Annotated in this window: 15 protein-coding genes; 1 reads left to right on the top strand and 14 read right to left on the bottom strand. The window is 64.4% G+C overall.

Annotation, left to right across the window (positions count from 1 at the left end; translation table 11 throughout):
- Positions 1-8: 8 nt before the first annotated feature.
- The 5 genes from QM712_RS23425 to QM712_RS23405 all read right to left on the bottom strand — a co-directional run bounded on the left by QM712_RS23425 (position 9) and on the right by QM712_RS23405 (position 4,973).
- Positions 9-848 (bottom strand): endonuclease/exonuclease/phosphatase family protein, encoded by an 840-nt coding sequence (locus tag QM712_RS23425; protein ID WP_415025516.1) that lies wholly within the window; start codon positions 846-848, stop codon positions 9-11.
- A complete protein-coding gene (locus tag QM712_RS23420) occupies positions 848-1,657 on the bottom strand; it encodes a carbohydrate ABC transporter permease (RefSeq protein WP_415025515.1) in 810 nt (269 codons plus the stop codon). The genes QM712_RS23425 and QM712_RS23420 overlap by 1 nt, the downstream gene beginning before the upstream one ends.
- On the bottom strand, positions 1,654-2,574 hold the full coding sequence (locus QM712_RS23415; protein WP_415025514.1) for a carbohydrate ABC transporter permease: 921 nt from the start codon (positions 2,572-2,574) through the stop codon (positions 1,654-1,656). The genes QM712_RS23420 and QM712_RS23415 overlap by 4 nt, the downstream gene beginning before the upstream one ends.
- A 56-nt stretch (positions 2,575-2,630) precedes the next feature.
- Positions 2,631-3,890, bottom strand: a complete 1,260-nt coding sequence (locus tag QM712_RS23410) for an ABC transporter substrate-binding protein (protein WP_415025543.1) — start codon at positions 3,888-3,890, stop codon at positions 2,631-2,633.
- Between the two features lie 63 nt (positions 3,891-3,953).
- The gene (locus tag QM712_RS23405) at positions 3,954-4,973 is read right to left on the bottom strand and encodes an ABC transporter ATP-binding protein (RefSeq protein ID WP_415025513.1); all 1,020 of its coding nucleotides are present in this window, start codon (positions 4,971-4,973) and stop codon (positions 3,954-3,956) included.
- Positions 4,974-5,230: 257 nt separating this feature from the next.
- On the opposite strand from QM712_RS23405, the gene QM712_RS23400 reads away from it, so the two are divergent.
- Complete coding sequence (locus QM712_RS23400) at positions 5,231-6,034, top strand: DeoR/GlpR family DNA-binding transcription regulator (RefSeq protein ID WP_415025512.1); 804 nt, start codon at positions 5,231-5,233, stop codon at positions 6,032-6,034.
- A 5-nt stretch (positions 6,035-6,039) separates the two neighbouring features.
- Here the strand turns inward: QM712_RS23400 and QM712_RS23395 are convergent, their stop codons facing one another.
- The 9 genes from QM712_RS23395 to QM712_RS23355 all read right to left on the bottom strand — a co-directional run bounded on the left by QM712_RS23395 (position 6,040) and on the right by QM712_RS23355 (position 16,297).
- The gene (locus QM712_RS23395; RefSeq protein ID WP_415025511.1) at positions 6,040-7,083 is read right to left on the bottom strand and encodes a uroporphyrinogen decarboxylase family protein; all 1,044 of its coding nucleotides are present in this window, start codon (positions 7,081-7,083) and stop codon (positions 6,040-6,042) included.
- A gap of 33 nt (positions 7,084-7,116) precedes the next feature.
- A complete protein-coding gene (locus QM712_RS23390; RefSeq protein WP_415025510.1) occupies positions 7,117-7,986 on the bottom strand; it encodes a fumarylacetoacetate hydrolase family protein in 870 nt (289 codons plus the stop codon).
- Positions 7,983-8,648: a polysaccharide deacetylase family protein gene (locus QM712_RS23385; RefSeq protein ID WP_415025509.1), complete on the bottom strand. Its 666-nt coding sequence runs from the start codon at positions 8,646-8,648 to the stop codon at positions 7,983-7,985. Before QM712_RS23385 ends, QM712_RS23390 begins: the two co-directional genes overlap by 4 nt.
- Before the next feature lie 9 nt (positions 8,649-8,657).
- On the bottom strand, positions 8,658-9,467 hold the full coding sequence (locus tag QM712_RS23380; protein ID WP_415025508.1) for an ABC transporter permease: 810 nt from the start codon (positions 9,465-9,467) through the stop codon (positions 8,658-8,660).
- A 7-nt stretch (positions 9,468-9,474) separates the two neighbouring features.
- Positions 9,475-10,281 (bottom strand): ABC transporter ATP-binding protein, encoded by an 807-nt coding sequence (locus tag QM712_RS23375; RefSeq protein ID WP_415025507.1) that lies wholly within the window; start codon positions 10,279-10,281, stop codon positions 9,475-9,477.
- Positions 10,260-11,015 (bottom strand): ABC transporter permease, encoded by a 756-nt coding sequence (locus QM712_RS23370; RefSeq protein ID WP_415025506.1) that lies wholly within the window; start codon positions 11,013-11,015, stop codon positions 10,260-10,262. Before QM712_RS23370 ends, QM712_RS23375 begins: the two co-directional genes overlap by 22 nt.
- 2 nt (positions 11,016-11,017) lie before the next feature.
- Positions 11,018-11,983 carry an ABC transporter substrate-binding protein gene (locus tag QM712_RS23365; protein ID WP_415025505.1) on the bottom strand — a complete coding sequence of 322 codons (966 nt, stop codon included), beginning with the start codon at positions 11,981-11,983 and terminating at the stop codon, positions 11,018-11,020.
- A 49-nt stretch (positions 11,984-12,032) separates the two neighbouring features.
- The gene (locus tag QM712_RS23360; RefSeq protein WP_415025504.1) at positions 12,033-12,761 is read right to left on the bottom strand and encodes a GntR family transcriptional regulator; all 729 of its coding nucleotides are present in this window, start codon (positions 12,759-12,761) and stop codon (positions 12,033-12,035) included.
- A 119-nt stretch (positions 12,762-12,880) separates the two neighbouring features.
- Positions 12,881-16,297, bottom strand: a complete 3,417-nt coding sequence (locus tag QM712_RS23355) for an indolepyruvate ferredoxin oxidoreductase family protein (protein WP_415025503.1) — start codon at positions 16,295-16,297, stop codon at positions 12,881-12,883.
- Positions 16,298-16,299 lie beyond the last annotated feature (2 nt).

The raw sequence follows: 16,299 nt of genomic DNA, 5'->3' as shown, positions 1-16,299 counted from the left end.
TGTCGATTTCAATCCGCGAGTTCGGCAAAGACCGGCTGGTGGTCGGAGGCATCGGTCCTGCCGTTGACCTCGACCCGCTGGACGCGGCTCATCAGGTCCGCCGTGGCGAAAATGAAATCGCGGCAATCGGGACCGTCCTTCCACTGCGCGTGATCATATAGTCCACAGGTTGGTGCCCGCTCGCGGCCGGGTTGGCCGGCCGGCCAGGCGTCGCGATAGTTGAGGCCCGGCCGGTTCGATCGGTCTATCAGCGCGTGCTGCGGATCTGTCACGTCGAAATTGAAGTCGCCGCACATCAGGCTCGAGCCCACGACCGTCTGGCTTTCATAGGGCTCGTCCGACCGTCTCGTCGGTGCCTTGGGACTGGTGGAAGCATCCTGCTGCAAGTCCAGCAGGCGCGCGATCTGCGCCTCGCGTTGCTCGACCGAGTGATATTCGAGATGCGTGTTGACGATACGCATGGCCCCGAAGGCGGCATGAACCGTCACCTCCAGAGCGTGGCGACGCATGCTGCGTCCCGTCCCCGCACCCGGCCATGGCAGGATGTGATTGTTCACCTGGACGACCGGCAGGCGCGAGAGGGTCATGTTGCCGAAGCGACGCACCTCCCCGGCTTCATCGACGGTTTCGATCGCCGGCCGGAATATCGGCATATAGCCGGGCAGCAGCGCAGCGAGCTCCGCGCTCTGATCGCTACCTCCGTCATGCCTGGTGAAATTGGAGCTCACCTCCTGGAAACAGAAGACGTCCGCGTCGCACGTCTCCCTGGCGACGCGCACGATCCTGGCAAGGTCGGTCACGCCGTCGCAGCCCTTGCCGCATTGAATGTTCCAGGTCAGGAGCCGCATCAGCGAATACCCGCGCGCATGAAGGATTGGACGAACTGCCGCTGGAAGAGGAGGAATGCGATCAGCAGGGGCGCCATGGTCATGACGGTCGCGGCCGTGATGATCGACCAATCCACACCGGTCTCTGGCGCGCCGAAGACTGCAAGGCCGACTGTCAGCGGCCGCGCATCCACCGAATTGGTGACGATCAGCGGCCACAGAAAATTGTTCCAGTGGTAGCTGACGGAGACGAGGCCGAATGCCACATAGGTCGGACGCGCGAGCGGGACATAGACCCGCCAGAGGATTCCCAACGGGCCCGCGCCCTCGACGCGGGCGGCTTCGACCAGCTCCTGCGGAACGCTCTTGAAGGTCTGCCGCAGCAGGAAGATCCCGAAGGCGCTGGCGAGATAGGGCAACGCGATCGCGGGGATGGTGTCCAGCAGGCCGAGCTTTGCGATCGCGCGGTAGTTCTCCACGATCAGCACGTCGGGCATGATCATCAGCTGGAGCAGAACGAGCGCAAAGGCGATGCCGCTCCCCCTGAATTTGAAGCGCGCGAAGGCATAGGCGGCCAGTGTCGACAGGACAAGCTGCCCGACCAGGATCAGCGTCACCAGGACGATCGTATTGAAGTAATAGCGGGCGAACGGCGCCTGCTTCCAGGCACGGGCGAAATTCTCCAGCGTCCACGGCGCGGACAGGCTGAACGACGTCGCATAGGCGGCCGGATGCAGCGCGCTCCAGAACGCATAAGCCAGCGGAGCAAGCCAGATCAGCGCAAGGAGCCACGCGGCGACAGCCTCGACGGGATGTGTCCGGCCCCTCATTGGTAATGAATCCTGCGATCGAGATAGCCGAATTTGACCAGCGCAACCGCACTCAGCAGCACCAGAAGTACGACCGTGAGCGTTGCCGCGTAGGACGAGTCCTGGAAGGTGAAGGCGACTTCATAGATGTAATACAGCAGCAGCGTGCTGGCGTTGTTCGGACCGCCCTTGGTCATGATGACGAGGTGATCCACCAGCTTGAACGAGTTGATCACCGCGTTGATCGCCACGAACAGCGTGGTCGGCATCAACAGCGGGAAGGTGATCCGGCGGAACGTGTACCAGCGGCTCGCCCCTTCGATGGACGCGGCTTCCTCGAGATCCGGCGAAAGCTGCTGAAGGGCCGCGAGGTAGAAGATCATGAAGAAGCCGGCCTCCTTCCAGATCACCATCACGATCAGGCAGCCCATCACCGTCGAGGGATCGCCCAGCCAGTTCCAGCCGCCGAGACCGAACAGCCCGCGCAACTGGTCGAGCAGGCCGTAGTCCGGCGTGTAGAAGAACAGCCAGATGTTGGCGACCGCGATCATCGGCAGCACGGTCGGCGTGAAATAGGCGAGACGCAGAAAGCCCCGGCCCCGCATGTTGCGATTGACCCAGATCGCCATCACCAGGGCCAGCGCGATCGATGCGGGAATGGTGCCGAGCGCGAACCAGAAATTGTTGACCAGCGCCTTCCAGAAGATCGGATCGGCCGCCATGGCCTGATAGCTTTCGAGCCCGACGAAGACTTCGGTGCCGTTCCTCTTGGTGATGAACAGTGAATGCCGGATCGTAGCCAGGATCGGATAATGCGTGAAGGTGATGAGCAACACCGCCGCCGGCAGCAACAGCAGCCACGCGTTCACGGCATTCCACCACGCCTGCGATCCGGCGCGGTGTTCGGCAATCGGCGATGAGGCTGCGGTGTCGGACATCCCTTGAACAGCGGGATGGCGGCAAACCGCCACCCCACCGTTTCCCTTTGCTTGCCTTACTTCGAGGCGCGCAGCACGCGGTCGGATTGCGCCTGCGCGGCGGCCAGCGCTTCCTGCGGCTTCTGCGACCCGGTCACCGCGGCCTGCACCGCATCGTTCACGAACTTGTAGATGCGGCCGTTCTCGTGAACGGAGAGCTCAGGCACCGCATGTTCGAGCTGGTCCCGCGCGACGATCGCCTGCGGGAAACCCTTGGCATATTCTTCCATTGCCGGCGTCTTGTAGGCGGCCGGCGACACGGCGACATAGCCGGTCTTCATGCTCCATTCCGCCGCGCGCTCGGGCGTCGTCATCCACTGGATGAACTTGACGGCCGCCTTCTGCTGCTCGGGGGAAGCGCTCTTGAAGACGTAGAAGCTGCCACCGCCGGTCGGCGATCCCCGCTGTTCCTTGGCGGGAAGCATGGCGACGCCGAACGGGAATTTCGCGGCGTCCTTGACGGCGGTCAGATTGCCCGTGGTGTGCCACATCATCGCCGTCTTGCCTTCGAGGAAGTCGGTGCGCAGCGTGGCCCAGTCGATGCTGCCGGACGGCATCACATTGTGCTTACGGGAGAGGTCGACCCAGTAGTCGAGCGCCGCGACCGTCTTCGGCGCGGTCAGATGGACCTCGGTGCCGGCCTCGTTCATCATCCTCTGGCCGTTCTCGATCGCCAGCGCCTGCAGCATCCAGTAGCCGTAGCCGGTCGTGGGAATCTCGACGCCCCAGCGCGTGGTGTTGCCGGAGCCGTCCTTCTTGACCAGCTTCTTCGACATCTCGACCATTTCGTCCCAGGACGCCGGCGCCTTCTCCGGATCGAGGCCGGCTTCCTTGAAGGCCTCCTTGTTCCAGTACAGCACGATGGTCGAGCGCTGGAACGGAATGCTCCAGGTCTTGCCGTCGATCTGTCCGTTCGCCATGAATGCGGGATAGAATTCCTTGAACCACGCCTTGTCGCCGACGAGACCGTCGAGCGGGACGATCGCGTTCTCGTCCATCAGCGTGAAGACGTCGGTCGACAGCAGCACCGACAGTTGCGGCGGCTGGCCGCCCTTCATCGCCGTCATCGCCTTGGTCATCGTGTCGGTGTAGTTGCCGGCATAGACCGCCGTCACCTTGATGTCCGGATTGTCCTTCTCGAAGCGCGAGACCATGTCGTCGATGATCTTCGTGACGGGGCCGCCCACCGCGACCGGATAGTACATCGTCAGGTCCACCGCGGCCGCCGGACGGGCGGCACCCATGGACAGCGCAGCGAACGCGGCTGCCATCAACATTGTTCGTCGAGCAAACATCTTGGTCTCCTTCGTTGTCTCGTGATCGTTGCGCGGTCGCCGCCCCTATCGGTCGGAAGCAGCCAGCCGCCCTTGTTGGACAATGGTTTCGAGCCGCGTTTCCGATTGCGGATCGAACCGATGTTCGTGGTCCGCATCCCAGGCGATCCGGACATCCTCGCCCGGCTGGACCTTGCTGAAACCGTCGAGCCGCACCGAAATCGGCTGTCCGTCGATCTCACACAGCACAATGCTGTCGGCGCCCAGATGCTCGACGGCCTTGACGCGAACCGCATGATCGCCACCGGAGACGATGCGAATATGCTCCGGCCGCACGCCGATGAGCCGATCACCCTGGCGCACGAGGTTCATCGGCGGCGTGCCGATGAACCTCGCCGTGAACGCGGTCGCGGGGCGGTTGTAGAGCTCTTCCGGAGAACCGTTCTGCTCGATACGGCCGTCGCGCATCAGCACGACGCGGTCGGCCATGGTCATGGCTTCCGTCTGGTCGTGTGTCACGTAGACCATGGTCATACCGAGGCGCTGTTGCAGCGCCCGGATCTCCGTTCGCATCTCGTGCCGCAGCTTGGCATCCAGATTGGAAAGCGGCTCGTCCATCAGACAGACCCGCGCTTCCGCGATGATGGCACGTCCCAGGGCGACGCGCTGGCGCTGGCCGCCGGACAATTGCGAGGGCTTGCGCTCGAGCAGATGGCCGAGGCCGACGATGTCTGCGACACGCTTGAGCCGCTCGTCCCGCTCGGCGCGCGACACGCGCCGCACGCGCAGGCCGAACACGATGTTCTCGGCCACGCTCAGATGCGGGAACAACGCATAGGACTGGAAGACCATCGAGATCTTCCGTTGTGCCGGGGTGAGATGCGTGACGTCCGCGCCGCCGATCGTGATCGTCCCGGCATCGGCCTCTTCGAGGCCGGCGATCAGGCGAAGCGTGGTCGACTTGCCGCATCCGGACGGCCCGAGCAGCACCAGCAGCGAGCCTTCATCCGCCGTCAGGCTGATGTCGTCGACGGCGCGCATCGATCCCCACGACTTGGAGACGTGGCTCAGCGCGATCGCTGACATGGCCGGCCCACTCCCCGTTGCGATGATCTGTGCAAGGCGGAGATGCCGTGGCGCGAACGCGCTGCGGCTGGCTCACGCGGAGCAGCACAAGGTCGGTCACGACGCGCAGACCGATGCATCCGTCCCTCTCCCCATGACCACGCCACACTCATCGGTGTAGCGACTATTATGTTCATATGAACATAGTGTGACAGCATATGAAACAGAAATTTGCGCGACGAATGTTCGAATGATACTTTGATGCGGATGGAGAGCCCATGCTCAGCACCCCCACCGAACGTCAGGCCCACATTCTCGAGATCGTGCGCGAGGAAGGCTTCGCCTCCATCGAGCATCTTGCAACACGCTTCGACGTCACGCAGCAGACCATTCGTCGCCTCGTGAACGCGCTCTGCGACCAGGGATTGCTCCGGCGAATCCATGGCGGCGTCAGCCTGCCGGTGCAGAACCAGAACCTCGCCTATGGAAGCCGGCAGGGCCTCAATGCCAACGCCAAGCAGCGTATCGCGCATGCGACCGCCAGGTTCATTCCCGATGGCGCCTCGATCATGATCGGGCTCGGCACGACGCCCGAATACGTCGCGCAGGCGCTGTCCCGCCGCCAGGATCTGCGCGTGATCACCAACAATCTGAACGTGGCGGCTGCGTTCGCGCAAAATCCCGATGTGGAGATATCGATCGCCGGCGGCACGCTTCGCCCGCTCGACCGCGACATCGTCGGCGAGGCGGCCGCACGCTTCTTCGCCGGCTTCCGGGCCGATTACGGCATCTTCGGCGTCGGCGGCGTCGACCAGGACGGCACGCTGCTCGATTTCCACGCCGGCGAGGTTCAGGCGCGCCAGTCCATCGTCGCCAATTCACGCACGGCCGTGCTCGTTGCCGACACGACCAAGTTCGGTCGCAATGCGACGGTGCGCGGCGGCCATCTCGACGATTGCCATCATCTCTTCACCGACGGCCCGCTGCCGGCGGCCTTTGCGCCGATCGCCGGCAAGTACGGCGATCGGATTCATGCGACGGGAGACACCCGCGCGGATCTCGAGCCGCGCGGACACGGCTAGCCGCGTCAGCCGATCTCCTGCCGAACCCTGGCCGCCGCGTCGCACATTGCCTTCAGCTTTCCGAACGCGGTCGCGCGCGGCATGTACTTCATGCCGCAATCGGGCGCCGGGACGAGACGATCCGGCGACACGTATTTCAGTCCGTTGCGAATCCGGTCCGCCACGGTATCAACGCTCTCGATCGCGGGATCGGCGAGGTCGAGCACGCCGAGCATGATCTTCTTCGACGAGAGGTCCTTCAGGACTCCGAGGTCGAGCTTCGGCTGCGCCGCCTCGATCGAGATCTGGTCGGCCGTGGTGTCGTCGAGCTCGGCGAGGAAGGAATAGCCGGCCGGCTTGTTCGAGCCCGGCACGACCGCGGCATAGCCGAAGCAGAGATGCACGACGGTCGGCACCGTGATGCCCTGCAGCGCCCGGTTGATCGCCTTGACGGCATAGCGCTTGGCAAGATCCGGATTGTTGCGCACCCAGGGCTCGTCGAGCTGGATGACGTCGGCGCCGGCCTTCTGCAGATCGAGCGCCTCGGCATTGACCGCCTCGGCCAAAGCCATCGCGAGTTCTTCCTCGTCCTTGTAGAACTCGTTCTTCGCCTGCTGGCTCATCGTGAACGGGCCCGGCAGGGTGATCTTGGCGGCGCGGTCGGTGTTCTTGCGCAGGAACTGCATGTCGTGCAACTCGACCGGCCCCTTGCGCCTGACCGGACCGACGACGCGCGGCACCGGGGTCTGGGTGTTACCGGTGCGCGCGACGATCATCGCGGGATTGTCCCCGTCGATGCCGTCGAGCGCCGTCGCGAAGCGGTTCGAGTAGCTCTCGCGGCGGATTTCGCCGTCGGTCACGATATCGATGCCGGCGCGCTCCATGTCGCGGATCGCAACGATGGTGGCGTCGTCCTGAGCCTCCTCCAGATGCTCCGCGGGCAACCGCCACATGTCGTGCAAGCGGGTGCGCGGCACCACCTTGGACAGCATGGCGCGGTTCACGAGCCATTCCGGCTGCGGATAGCTCCCGACCACGGTGGTCGGGAGGATGTGTTTCGGCACGGGCATGGATGTTCTCCTTGTTCTTATTGATCGCCGCCGTCAGGCCGCGCGCGTCGCAGTGAGCGGCTGCTCGTCCTTCACGGGATTGCGCAGGATGCCGATGCCGGAAATCTCGATCTCGACCACGTCGCCGCCCTTCATCCACAGCGGAGGATTGCGATAGGCGCCGACGCCACCGGTCGTGCCGGTGACGATGACATCGCCCGGCACGAGTTCAGTGAAGGTCGAGCAGTAAGCGATGAGGGCCGGTACGTCGAACACGAGATCGGAGATCGGCGCCTTCTGTACCTCGACGCCGTTGAGCCGCGTGATCAAGGTCTGCTTGCTGACATCGGCCAATTCGTCGGTCGTGACCATCCAGGGTCCGAAGCCGCCGGTGCCCGCGAAGTTCTTGCCGGGGGCGAACTGCGAGGTATGGCGCTGCCAGTCGCGGATGCTGCCGTCATTGTAGCAGGCATAGCCGGCGACGTGGCTGAGGGCGGCTTCACGCGAGATGCGGCGGCCGGCCTTGCCGATGATGACGGCCATCTCGCCCTCATAATCGAAACGCTCCGACTCCAGGGGCCGGATCATCGGCTGGCCATGGCCGACCTGGCTGTTGGCGAAGCGGGTGAAGATCATCGGATGCGCCGGCGTCGGATGGCCGCTCTCGGCCAGATGCGTGGCGTAGTTGACGCCGATGCAGAATATCTTGTCGGGATCCGGCACCGTGGGCAGCAACGCGACATCCGTCAGCGCATGGTCGGACTGCTCGCCGGCGAGTTTCTTCAGTTCGGCGAGCGATCCCTTGGCGAGCAGCGACTTCAGCGACGGGAGCCCCTTCAGGCGCCTGCCGGCATCGATGACGCCATTGTCGGTGACGATGCCGTAGCTCGCCGTGCCGGCGACCGTGAAACTGGCGATTTTCATGACTGAACACTCTCTTCGATGGAGGACACGTAATCGTTGATCGGAAGTGCGACCTCTCCGCTGCGGATTGGAACGCATTGCGGCGGGAAATCCTGACGAAAGCGGGCGCCGGATGCCTCGGCGCCATCAAGGAATCGCTCCAGGTGATCCATCGCGCCGGTCGGAAGATCGTGCAGCACCATCAGCGTCCAGAGCTGACGGCTGCATTGGTCGAGCGCACGCTCGGTCCAACCGTCGGGATCGTCCCAATCGCGCGGGATTGCATTCCAAAGCACGCAGCTGTGCTTGTTCCGGGTGAGATAGTCGACAACGGACGGCTTCAACAGCCGCGCGTCCAGATTGCCACCGCCGCCGAACGGCCGGAACCAGCGCTCGTGATGCGCGAGACCGCCGATCGCGGCTTGCGTGCGACCGATTTCGTTCTCCGCCGCATTGCGATCCGGCTGCTCGCCGAGCGGGACGCTGTGCGTAAAAGTGTGATTGCCGATCCAGTGCCCCTCTCCGTGCGCACGCACCGCAAGGCTGCGCCGCGCGGGGTCAGCGAGCTTCTCGCCGATGACGAAGAAGGTGGTCTTGATCCCGCGTTCGCCGAGGATGTCGAGCACGCGCGGCGTCACGGCAGGATCGGGGCCATTGTCGAATGTCAGGGTCAGATCGTACACGCGGATACCTCAGGTCGCCGGCTGCATCGCGCCCGACGTGACGTCGTCGTTGGCCTGGCCGGCGCGCGTGCCGGTCTGCCAGATCGCCGCCTTGCGCTCGATCCACCGGATCGCTGCATTGAAGGCGATCGCCAGGAACAGCACGAGCAGCACACCCGCGAACACGTGCGGGCTGTCGAGGATCGTGCGGTAACGCGAGATCAGATAGCCGATGCCGGCCGAGGAAATCAGCATCTCCGAGACGACGACACCGACGATGACCAGGGCGCCGCCGACGCGCAGACCCGACAGCACCGTCGGGATCGCCGCCGGGATGATGACGCGCACCAGCCGCTGGCTCAGCGTCGCGCCCATGCTGCGCGCCGCGAGCAGGAGTTGCGGATCGATGGTCTGGATGCCGGCGGCGGTCGCGAGCATCGTCGGCAGGAAGCCGTAGATCGAGGCGAACGCGATCTTGGACTCCGAGCCGATGCCGAGCCAAACCGTGAAAACGGGATAGAGGATCACGAGCGGCACCGCATAGAGGCTCGACACCATCGGCATGATGAGGACGCGCGGGCGCGGCAGGCTGCCGACGATGGCGCCGAGCAGGATGCCGCCGCCGCAGGCGAACGCCATGGAGACCACGACCTCGTAGAGGGTCACCGCGAGCGCATGACCGTATTCGGGCGCCTCCGTCCATCCGGCCATCAGCGTCGCCGACAGCGAAGGGAGGAACAGTTCGGGAATGAGGCCGGTGCGCGGCAGCAGCTCCCACAGCGCAATCAGGCTGATCACGATCAGATAGCGCAGCGTCTTCGCGCTTATTCTGGCGCTCATGTCCGCCTCACGCCGATTTACGGATGTGACGCCAGATGCGGTCGCGCAGCGCCCCGAAGGCGTCGCCGCTCAGCATCTCGTAGGTGCGGGGCCGCGGCAACTGGACCTGAAGATGATCGACGATACGGCCGGGCCGTGCCGACATCACGATCACCTCGTCGGCGAGATAGACGGCCTCGGTCAGGCTGTGCGTGACGAAGACGACGGTCTTGCCGGTCGCGGCCCAGATCCGCAGGAGCTCGTCGCCCATGGTCATGCGCGTCTGCTCGTCCAGCGCCGCGAACGGTTCGTCCATCAGCAGCACCGGCGGGTCCTGCACCAGTCCGCGCGCGATCGAAACGCGCTGCTTCATGCCGCCCGACAGCTCATGCGGATGACGCCGGCCGAAACCATCGAGACCGACCAGCTTGAGGGCGTCCTGCGCTTTGGCCCGGCGCTCCGCCTTGGGTACGCCGCGCAGCGCCAGCGGAAATTCGACATTGTCCTCGGCCGTCAGCCAGGGAAACAGGCTGGCCTCCTGGAACACCACGCCGACCCTGTTCGGATCGGGCTGCGGGATCGGCGCGCCGCTGATGGTGATCGTACCTGTCGTCTGCTGACGCAGGCCGGCCATCATCATCAGGAGAGTCGATTTGCCGCATCCGCTCGGACCAACCAGCACGACGAAGCGGCCCGGCTTGATCTCCAGCGAGACGTCGTCGAGCGCGACGACGTCCTGCGACTTGGACTTGAACACCTGGCCGACATTCTTCACCTCGATCGCGCCGGCGCGCGCCGATGGTTTCAAAGGGGTCACGTTCGCCAATGGCTGCATCGCGTTTCCACCCATCTGACAAGTTCGTTGAAAGTCATTGCGATCGCGGCCACCATCACCACGCCGGCGAGGAGCTGCTTCATCTGGAAATTCTCGCCCCAGGTCGCGATCTGATGGCCGATGCCGTCACGTGAGGCGTACATCTCGGCCAGGATCACGCCGGTGAGGTTGAAGATCATGGAGATCCGCAGAGCTTCCAGCAGCACCGGCAGCATGCTCGGCAGATAGACCCGGAACGCGGTCTGCATCGGCGTGGCACCGTAGGAGCGCGCCACAGTCAGATGCTCGACCTTGACCGACTCCACCGCGGTCGTGGTCGACATGATCACGATGAAGATGGTGGAAAAGAAACCGAAACCCACCTTCTCGGCAAAGCCGACGCCGAACACCAGGATGAACATCGGCAGGAAGATCGACTTCGGGATGCTGAAGGCGAAGAACAGCAGGGGCTTGGCCACGTCGGCGAAGTAGCGGTTCTCCGCGACCAGGAAGCCGATCACGGCACCGAAGGGTACGGCAAGCGCAAACGCGGCCAGCACTTCCGTCGCGGTCACCATCAGGTCCTTCTGCACGGCCGTGCGCTGGAGCAGATCTCCCAACGTCGCGAACGTATCGGACGCCGACGGCAACAGGCGCGGATTGACGATGCCGGTGCGCGACAGCACCTCCCACAACGCCAGGACCGCGATGACGATCGCGATCCGCGTGAGGTTGATGACGAGCGTGCTCTGCATCGTTACGGCTTGGTCGGAACCGGCTTGAACTTGGTCGAGATCACGTCCTCGACCGGCACGATGTCCTTGAGACCGCCGAGCTTGGCGAGATCGAGCGACAATTGCACCGCCGCATTCACGTTCGGCGCACCCATGTCTCCGCTGGTTTCAAGCTTCATGATCGTGTTGTCGTATTCCATGCCGGCGATCTCGGCCGGCATTTCGTAGAGCTCGGCGATCAGCTTGACCGTGACGTCGCGATTGGCGCGCATGAACGCGACCGCGCCGTAAAGCGCGTTGACGGCCTTCTGCACCAGTTGAGGCTTCGTCTCCGCGAGCTTGTCGAGCACGATCCAGCCTGCGGTGAGGTTCGGCGGAACCGCGGTGGAATAATCGAGGATGGTCTTGGCCTCGCCCGACTTCGAGATCTGGAAGCTCAGCGGCGAATAGACCACGGCCGCCTCGACATTGCCGGCCAGGAGATTCGGCACCAGGCCGCCGCCACCGACGGGGACGCGTGTGAAGTCGATCTTCTTGTCCTGAAGGGTCCACAACGCCAGCAGGTCGGAGCCCGATCCGGCCGCGGTGATCGCCACCTTCTTGCCGTTGAGATCCTTGACGTCCAGCGTCGACTTGGTCGGCACCATCAATTGCCAGCCGAAATTACCCATCGCGGCATTGGCCACGATGCGCGACATCACGCCCTTCTTGCGCCCGGCGGAGACCAGCGACGGCGGATCCAGAATGATGTCGGCCGCGCCCGCGGCCATGCCCTCGAACGTCTCGGCGCCGCTGCGATAGATGGTCAGCTCGGCCTGGATGCCTTCCTTCTCGAACAGCTTCTGCCGCACGGCCGTTTCCGCGATCGTCGTCGGCCAATAGGTCTTGGTGGGCAGGCCAACGCGAATTGTTTCGGCTGCGCTTGCGGGCCCGGCAAGGATTGCGGCGGCAACGAGCGATACGAACGCGTGACGGCGATTGATTTTCATTATTGATTTCCTCCAACTCTCTGCTTTTTGTTTGCCGGATACCGGACCGTCAGATCGCTCCGCTCACCTCCGCAATGCGCGAGGCAGCGAGCTCGACGAACTCTTTGGTGATACCGAAGTGCTTTGACAATGCGCGAACTGCCGCATCCGCATCGCGCTTCACCACGGCAGCGACGATCGTCTTGTGTTCGGCCTCGACGTCGCGCGGCTTGCCACCGAGCTCGCGACGGATGGAGAGCCGGCGATATCTCTCGCTCTGCTCGTGCAGAACGTCGCGGAAACCGAGCAGCCAGGGCGAGCCGCATGCATTGACCAGCGCGCGATGGAAGATGCGATGACGGATCACCCATTCCTCGTAATGCACGGTCGGATCGTCGGGATAGTGATACGGAACGGCCTTCAGATCGGCCCAGGCCGATTTGACCGACGCAAGCCAGGCTTCGTCGCCCCGTTCGATCGAGCGCCGGAGCGCAAGCCCCTCGATATCGATCCGGGTCTGGGTGACATCGGCGAGATCGGCCAGCGACACCGGGCTCACCCGAAAGCCGCGCTGATCGGACGCCTGTACGAGCCCGTCGGCGACCAGCCGCGAGAGCGCCTCGCGCACGGCCGCGAGGCTCACGGAAAACTGCTTGGCGAGTCCCGCGATGTGCAGCTTCTGCCCCGGAAGCAACCGCGTCGCCAGAATGTCGGCGCGCAGACGCTCGTGCAGCGCCGAGGTCAGGCTGCGCGGACCATCCCCGGGGCTTCCGGACATCTGGAACTGAAGCGGACCCATCTCCGGATGATCGCAAGACGGCGGACAGGGGTCAATAGAAAATCGAAAATCGATTTTTCTACCTGAGAGCGCATTCTAGGCCCGCACGACGCCGTGACCGAGCGTCGTGGCCGGTCCGTTTATGCTGCCGCGGGACGATCAAGTCGAGCCGTCAGGGCCTTTGCCCGCTCATCCGCCGCGTTCATCCCAGCTTCCTTCTTCAGGCCGAAGCCGCGGATGAGGCCAGGCAGCGAGGCGAGCTCAACAGCGACCGGCAACGAGCTCGGACTGAGCTTCGACAGAATGAGCTCCAAGCGCGCTTCGTAATCCGTGATGAGCGTCCGTTCGCGGCGCCGTTCGGCAGTCCATCCGAATGGATCGAGAGAGGTGCCGCGCACCCCCTTCAACCGCGCAAGGACACCAAAGGCAGACAGGACCCACGGACCGAACTTGATCTTCTTTGGACGTCCCCGGGCCTTGTCCATGGGCGCAATCAGCGGCGGAGACAGCCACACCGATATACGCTTGTAGCCTTCGAACGTTTCGTCGAGCTGCGTCCGCCAATTGCCCTCCGCGTAGAGCCGGGCCACCTCGTATTCGTCCTTGTAGGACATCAGTTTGGCGAGATGAACGGCGACCGCCTTGGAGAGCTTTTCCGAACCCGGCGCGACGCGGGCTTCCGCTTCGCGCACGCGCTTGACCCATCCGGCGTAGCGATCGGCCCACTTCGCATTCTGATAGCGTGTCAGCAAGCCTGTGCGATGCGCGAGAATGGCATCGCAGGTGTCGGCGACAGCAACCGCACGGCGGCGCACCTGCACGGCGGCCGGTTCGACGACCGCGAGACGGCCAAGATCGAACGCGTCGAGGTTGAACTGCACGGCTGCGCCGTTCAGCTCGATCGCCTTGCGAAGAGCGGCCAGCGGCAGAGGCAGCCACCCCTGCTGATAGGCATAGCCGACCATGAACATGTTGGCGCCGATGCGATCTCCAAGCATCTGCTCGGCGATCGCGCCGGCATCGGTCAGCATGGTCGCATGCGAGGCCGTCCTGATGAGGTCAACGAGCGCGGCTTCGTCGATCCGATAGTCGCCATTGGCCTGAAACGCGGCTGTCGGGGTCGGATCGGCCGAAAGAAGCGCACGCGTCTTGGACGTCGCGCAGGTCTTGAGCCCGTCGGCGCTCGCCGCCGCGACGAGATCGCAACCGAGCAGCAGGTCGGCGCTGCCGGGTCCCACCATCGCGCTGGCGAGTTGATCCGGCGACGACGCCATGCGCAGATGGCTGAAGACGGCTCCCCCCTTCTGCGCAAGCCCGGTCATGTTGTAGGCGTTGGCAGCCTTGCCCGTCAGGTTTGCCGCCATCGCCAGCACGCTGCCGATGGTGACGACACCGGTGCCGCCGACGCCGGTGACCAGCACGCTGTACTGGTCGAACTCGGCGTAACGCGCCTCTGGCAGTTTGGCGAACCGGCTACGATCGATCTGCCCGGCTCCCTTGCGCAGCTTGCCGCCCTCGACGGACACGAAGGAAGGACAGAAGCCCTCGACGCAGGAGAAGTCCTTGTTGCAGGAGGACTGATCGATGCGCCGCTTGCGGCCGAGATCGGTGTCGACCGGCACGATGCTCACGCAGTTCGACTGGACCGAACAATCGCCGCAGCCTTCGCAGACATCCTCGTTGATGAAAACCCGCCTCGGCGGATCCGGCATCAGCTTGCGCTTGCGGCGGCGCCGCTTCTCGGCGGCACAGACCTGCTCATAGACGAGAACCGTGGTGCCCGGGGTCTGGCTCAACTCGGTCTGGATGCGCTGAAGCTGGTCGCGCGCGACCACATCGACGCCGGCGATACGGACCGATGTGCGCTCGAGGTCATCGGTGGCGACGATCACGCGCTTGACGTCTTCGGCCAGAACCTGCCGCACGATCGCCTCGGTGGTCAGGGCTCCTTCCACCGGCTGGCCGCCGGTCATTGCGACGGCGTCGTTGGCGAGGATCTTGTAGGTGATGTTGACGCCGGCCAGCACCGCCGCGCGAATGGCGAGCAATCCGGAATGGGAATACGTGCCGTCTCCCAAATTCTGGAAGACATGCCTGGTGCTGGTGAAATGCGAAAGGCCGATCCAGTTCGCGCCTTCTCCGCCCATCTGCACCGGCTTGACGGTGTCGCGGTTCATCCACATCGCCATCGAATGACAGCCGATGCCGGACATCGCCACCGAGCCCTCGGGCACCTTGGTCGAGGTGTTGTGCGGGCATCCCGAACAGAAGTAGGGCACGCGCACCGCCTGCCCCGGGGCCGGCGTCGGCGCCGTTCCGGAATCCGATTTCTCGAGAGCGTTCTTCAGGGCCTGGTCGGCCATGCCGAGCGCGGCGAGACGTGCGACCAGCGCACGGGCAATGACCACCGGATTGAGCTGCACGTCCGAGGGCAACAGCGCGTTGCCGTCGAGATCGTCCTTGCCCGTCAGGCGCGGACGCACCGGCCGGTTGAACAGGATCTTCGCCGCCTGGTCCTCGAGGAATGCGCGCTTCTCCTCGACGAAGAGCAGTTCCTCGCACCCCTCGGCGAACTCGGCGAGGCCGGTCGGCTCCAGCGGCCAGATCAGGCCGACCTTATAGACCGAGAGCCCCAGCGCTTCGGCGCGGGACTGGTCGATCCCCAGCAGGTTCAGCGCATCGACGAGATCGGCATAGGCTTTACCCGCGGTCACGATGCCGAGCCGGGCGCCAGCCTTGCCGAAGCGCCTCGCATCCAGCCGGTTCACGCGGGCGTAGTCGTGGATGCGGGGCAGCCGGTGCCGGATCACGGCGGTCTCGTCGCGCTGCGGTCCGTAGTCCGGTTGCGGACGTATCGCAGGGTTCGACTCGTCCGCATTCAGCGGGCTGATGAGAGGTTCGCCATCTGCGAGCGCAACGGTCGACGTGGTTTCGACGGTTTCGTTGACGGTCTTCAGCCCGACCCAGAGCCCGGTGTGCCGCGACATCGCCCAGCCATGAAGGCCGTACTCGATGATCTCTTGCACGTTCGAGGGATACAGCGAGGGAATGAGATTGGCGGCGAGCGCCTGCTCGCTCTGGTGCGCAACCGTCGACGATTTGCCCGGATGATCATCGCCATAGACGACGAGCACGCCACCATGGCACGTCGTGCCGGCGTAATTGCCGTGCTTGAACGGGTCGCCGGAGCGATCCACGCCAGGCCCCTTGCCGTACCACATGGCGAACACGCCATCGACGGTCTTGCCCGGCAGGCTGTCGATCTGCTGCGTGCCCCATACGGACGTCGCGGCCAGATCCTCGTTCACGCCCGGCTGGAAGATGACCCCCGATTCCTTCAGGAATTTCTGGGAGCGCCACAGCTCCATATCGAAGCCGCCGAGCGGCGAGCCGCGATATCCCGACACGAACCCCGCCGTGTTCAGCCCTGCCTTGCGGTCCCGCTCGCGCTGCGCGAGCAGGAGCCTCACCAGCGCCTGCGTTCCGTTGAGAAAGAGCACACCCGATGACTGGGTGTAACGGTCCAGCAGGGAGACGTCCCGCAGCGGGATATTCATGG

Source organism: Bradyrhizobium sp. (assembly GCF_047605465.1).
Taxonomy (GTDB): Bacteria; Pseudomonadota; Alphaproteobacteria; order Rhizobiales; family Xanthobacteraceae; genus Bradyrhizobium.
Note: the sequence above shows the minus strand (reverse complement) of the source record. Positions and strands in the feature narration are given on the sequence as shown.

Coding starts and splice junctions, on each gene's coding strand:
- QM712_RS23405 (WP_415025513.1), bottom strand. CDS start 4,973: ATGTCAGCGATCGCGCTGAGCCACGTCTCCAAGTCGTGGGGATCGATG.
- QM712_RS23425 (WP_415025516.1), bottom strand. CDS start 848: ATGCGGCTCCTGACCTGGAACATTCAATGCGGCAAGGGCTGCGACGGC.
- QM712_RS23355 (WP_415025503.1), bottom strand. CDS start 16,297: ATGAATATCCCGCTGCGGGACGTCTCCCTGCTGGACCGTTACACCCAG.
- QM712_RS23415 (WP_415025514.1), bottom strand. CDS start 2,574: ATGTCCGACACCGCAGCCTCATCGCCGATTGCCGAACACCGCGCCGGA.
- QM712_RS23395 (WP_415025511.1), bottom strand. CDS start 7,083: ATGCCCGTGCCGAAACACATCCTCCCGACCACCGTGGTCGGGAGCTAT.
- QM712_RS23420 (WP_415025515.1), bottom strand. CDS start 1,657: ATGAGGGGCCGGACACATCCCGTCGAGGCTGTCGCCGCGTGGCTCCTT.
- QM712_RS23365 (WP_415025505.1), bottom strand. CDS start 11,983: ATGAAAATCAATCGCCGTCACGCGTTCGTATCGCTCGTTGCCGCCGCA.
- QM712_RS23400 (WP_415025512.1), top strand. CDS start 5,231: ATGCTCAGCACCCCCACCGAACGTCAGGCCCACATTCTCGAGATCGTG.
- QM712_RS23370 (WP_415025506.1), bottom strand. CDS start 11,015: ATGCAGAGCACGCTCGTCATCAACCTCACGCGGATCGCGATCGTCATC.
- QM712_RS23375 (WP_415025507.1), bottom strand. CDS start 10,281: ATGCAGCCATTGGCGAACGTGACCCCTTTGAAACCATCGGCGCGCGCC.
- QM712_RS23360 (WP_415025504.1), bottom strand. CDS start 12,761: ATGGGTCCGCTTCAGTTCCAGATGTCCGGAAGCCCCGGGGATGGTCCG.
- QM712_RS23410 (WP_415025543.1), bottom strand. CDS start 3,890: ATGTTGATGGCAGCCGCGTTCGCTGCGCTGTCCATGGGTGCCGCCCGT.
- QM712_RS23390 (WP_415025510.1), bottom strand. CDS start 7,986: ATGAAAATCGCCAGTTTCACGGTCGCCGGCACGGCGAGCTACGGCATC.
- QM712_RS23380 (WP_415025508.1), bottom strand. CDS start 9,467: ATGAGCGCCAGAATAAGCGCGAAGACGCTGCGCTATCTGATCGTGATC.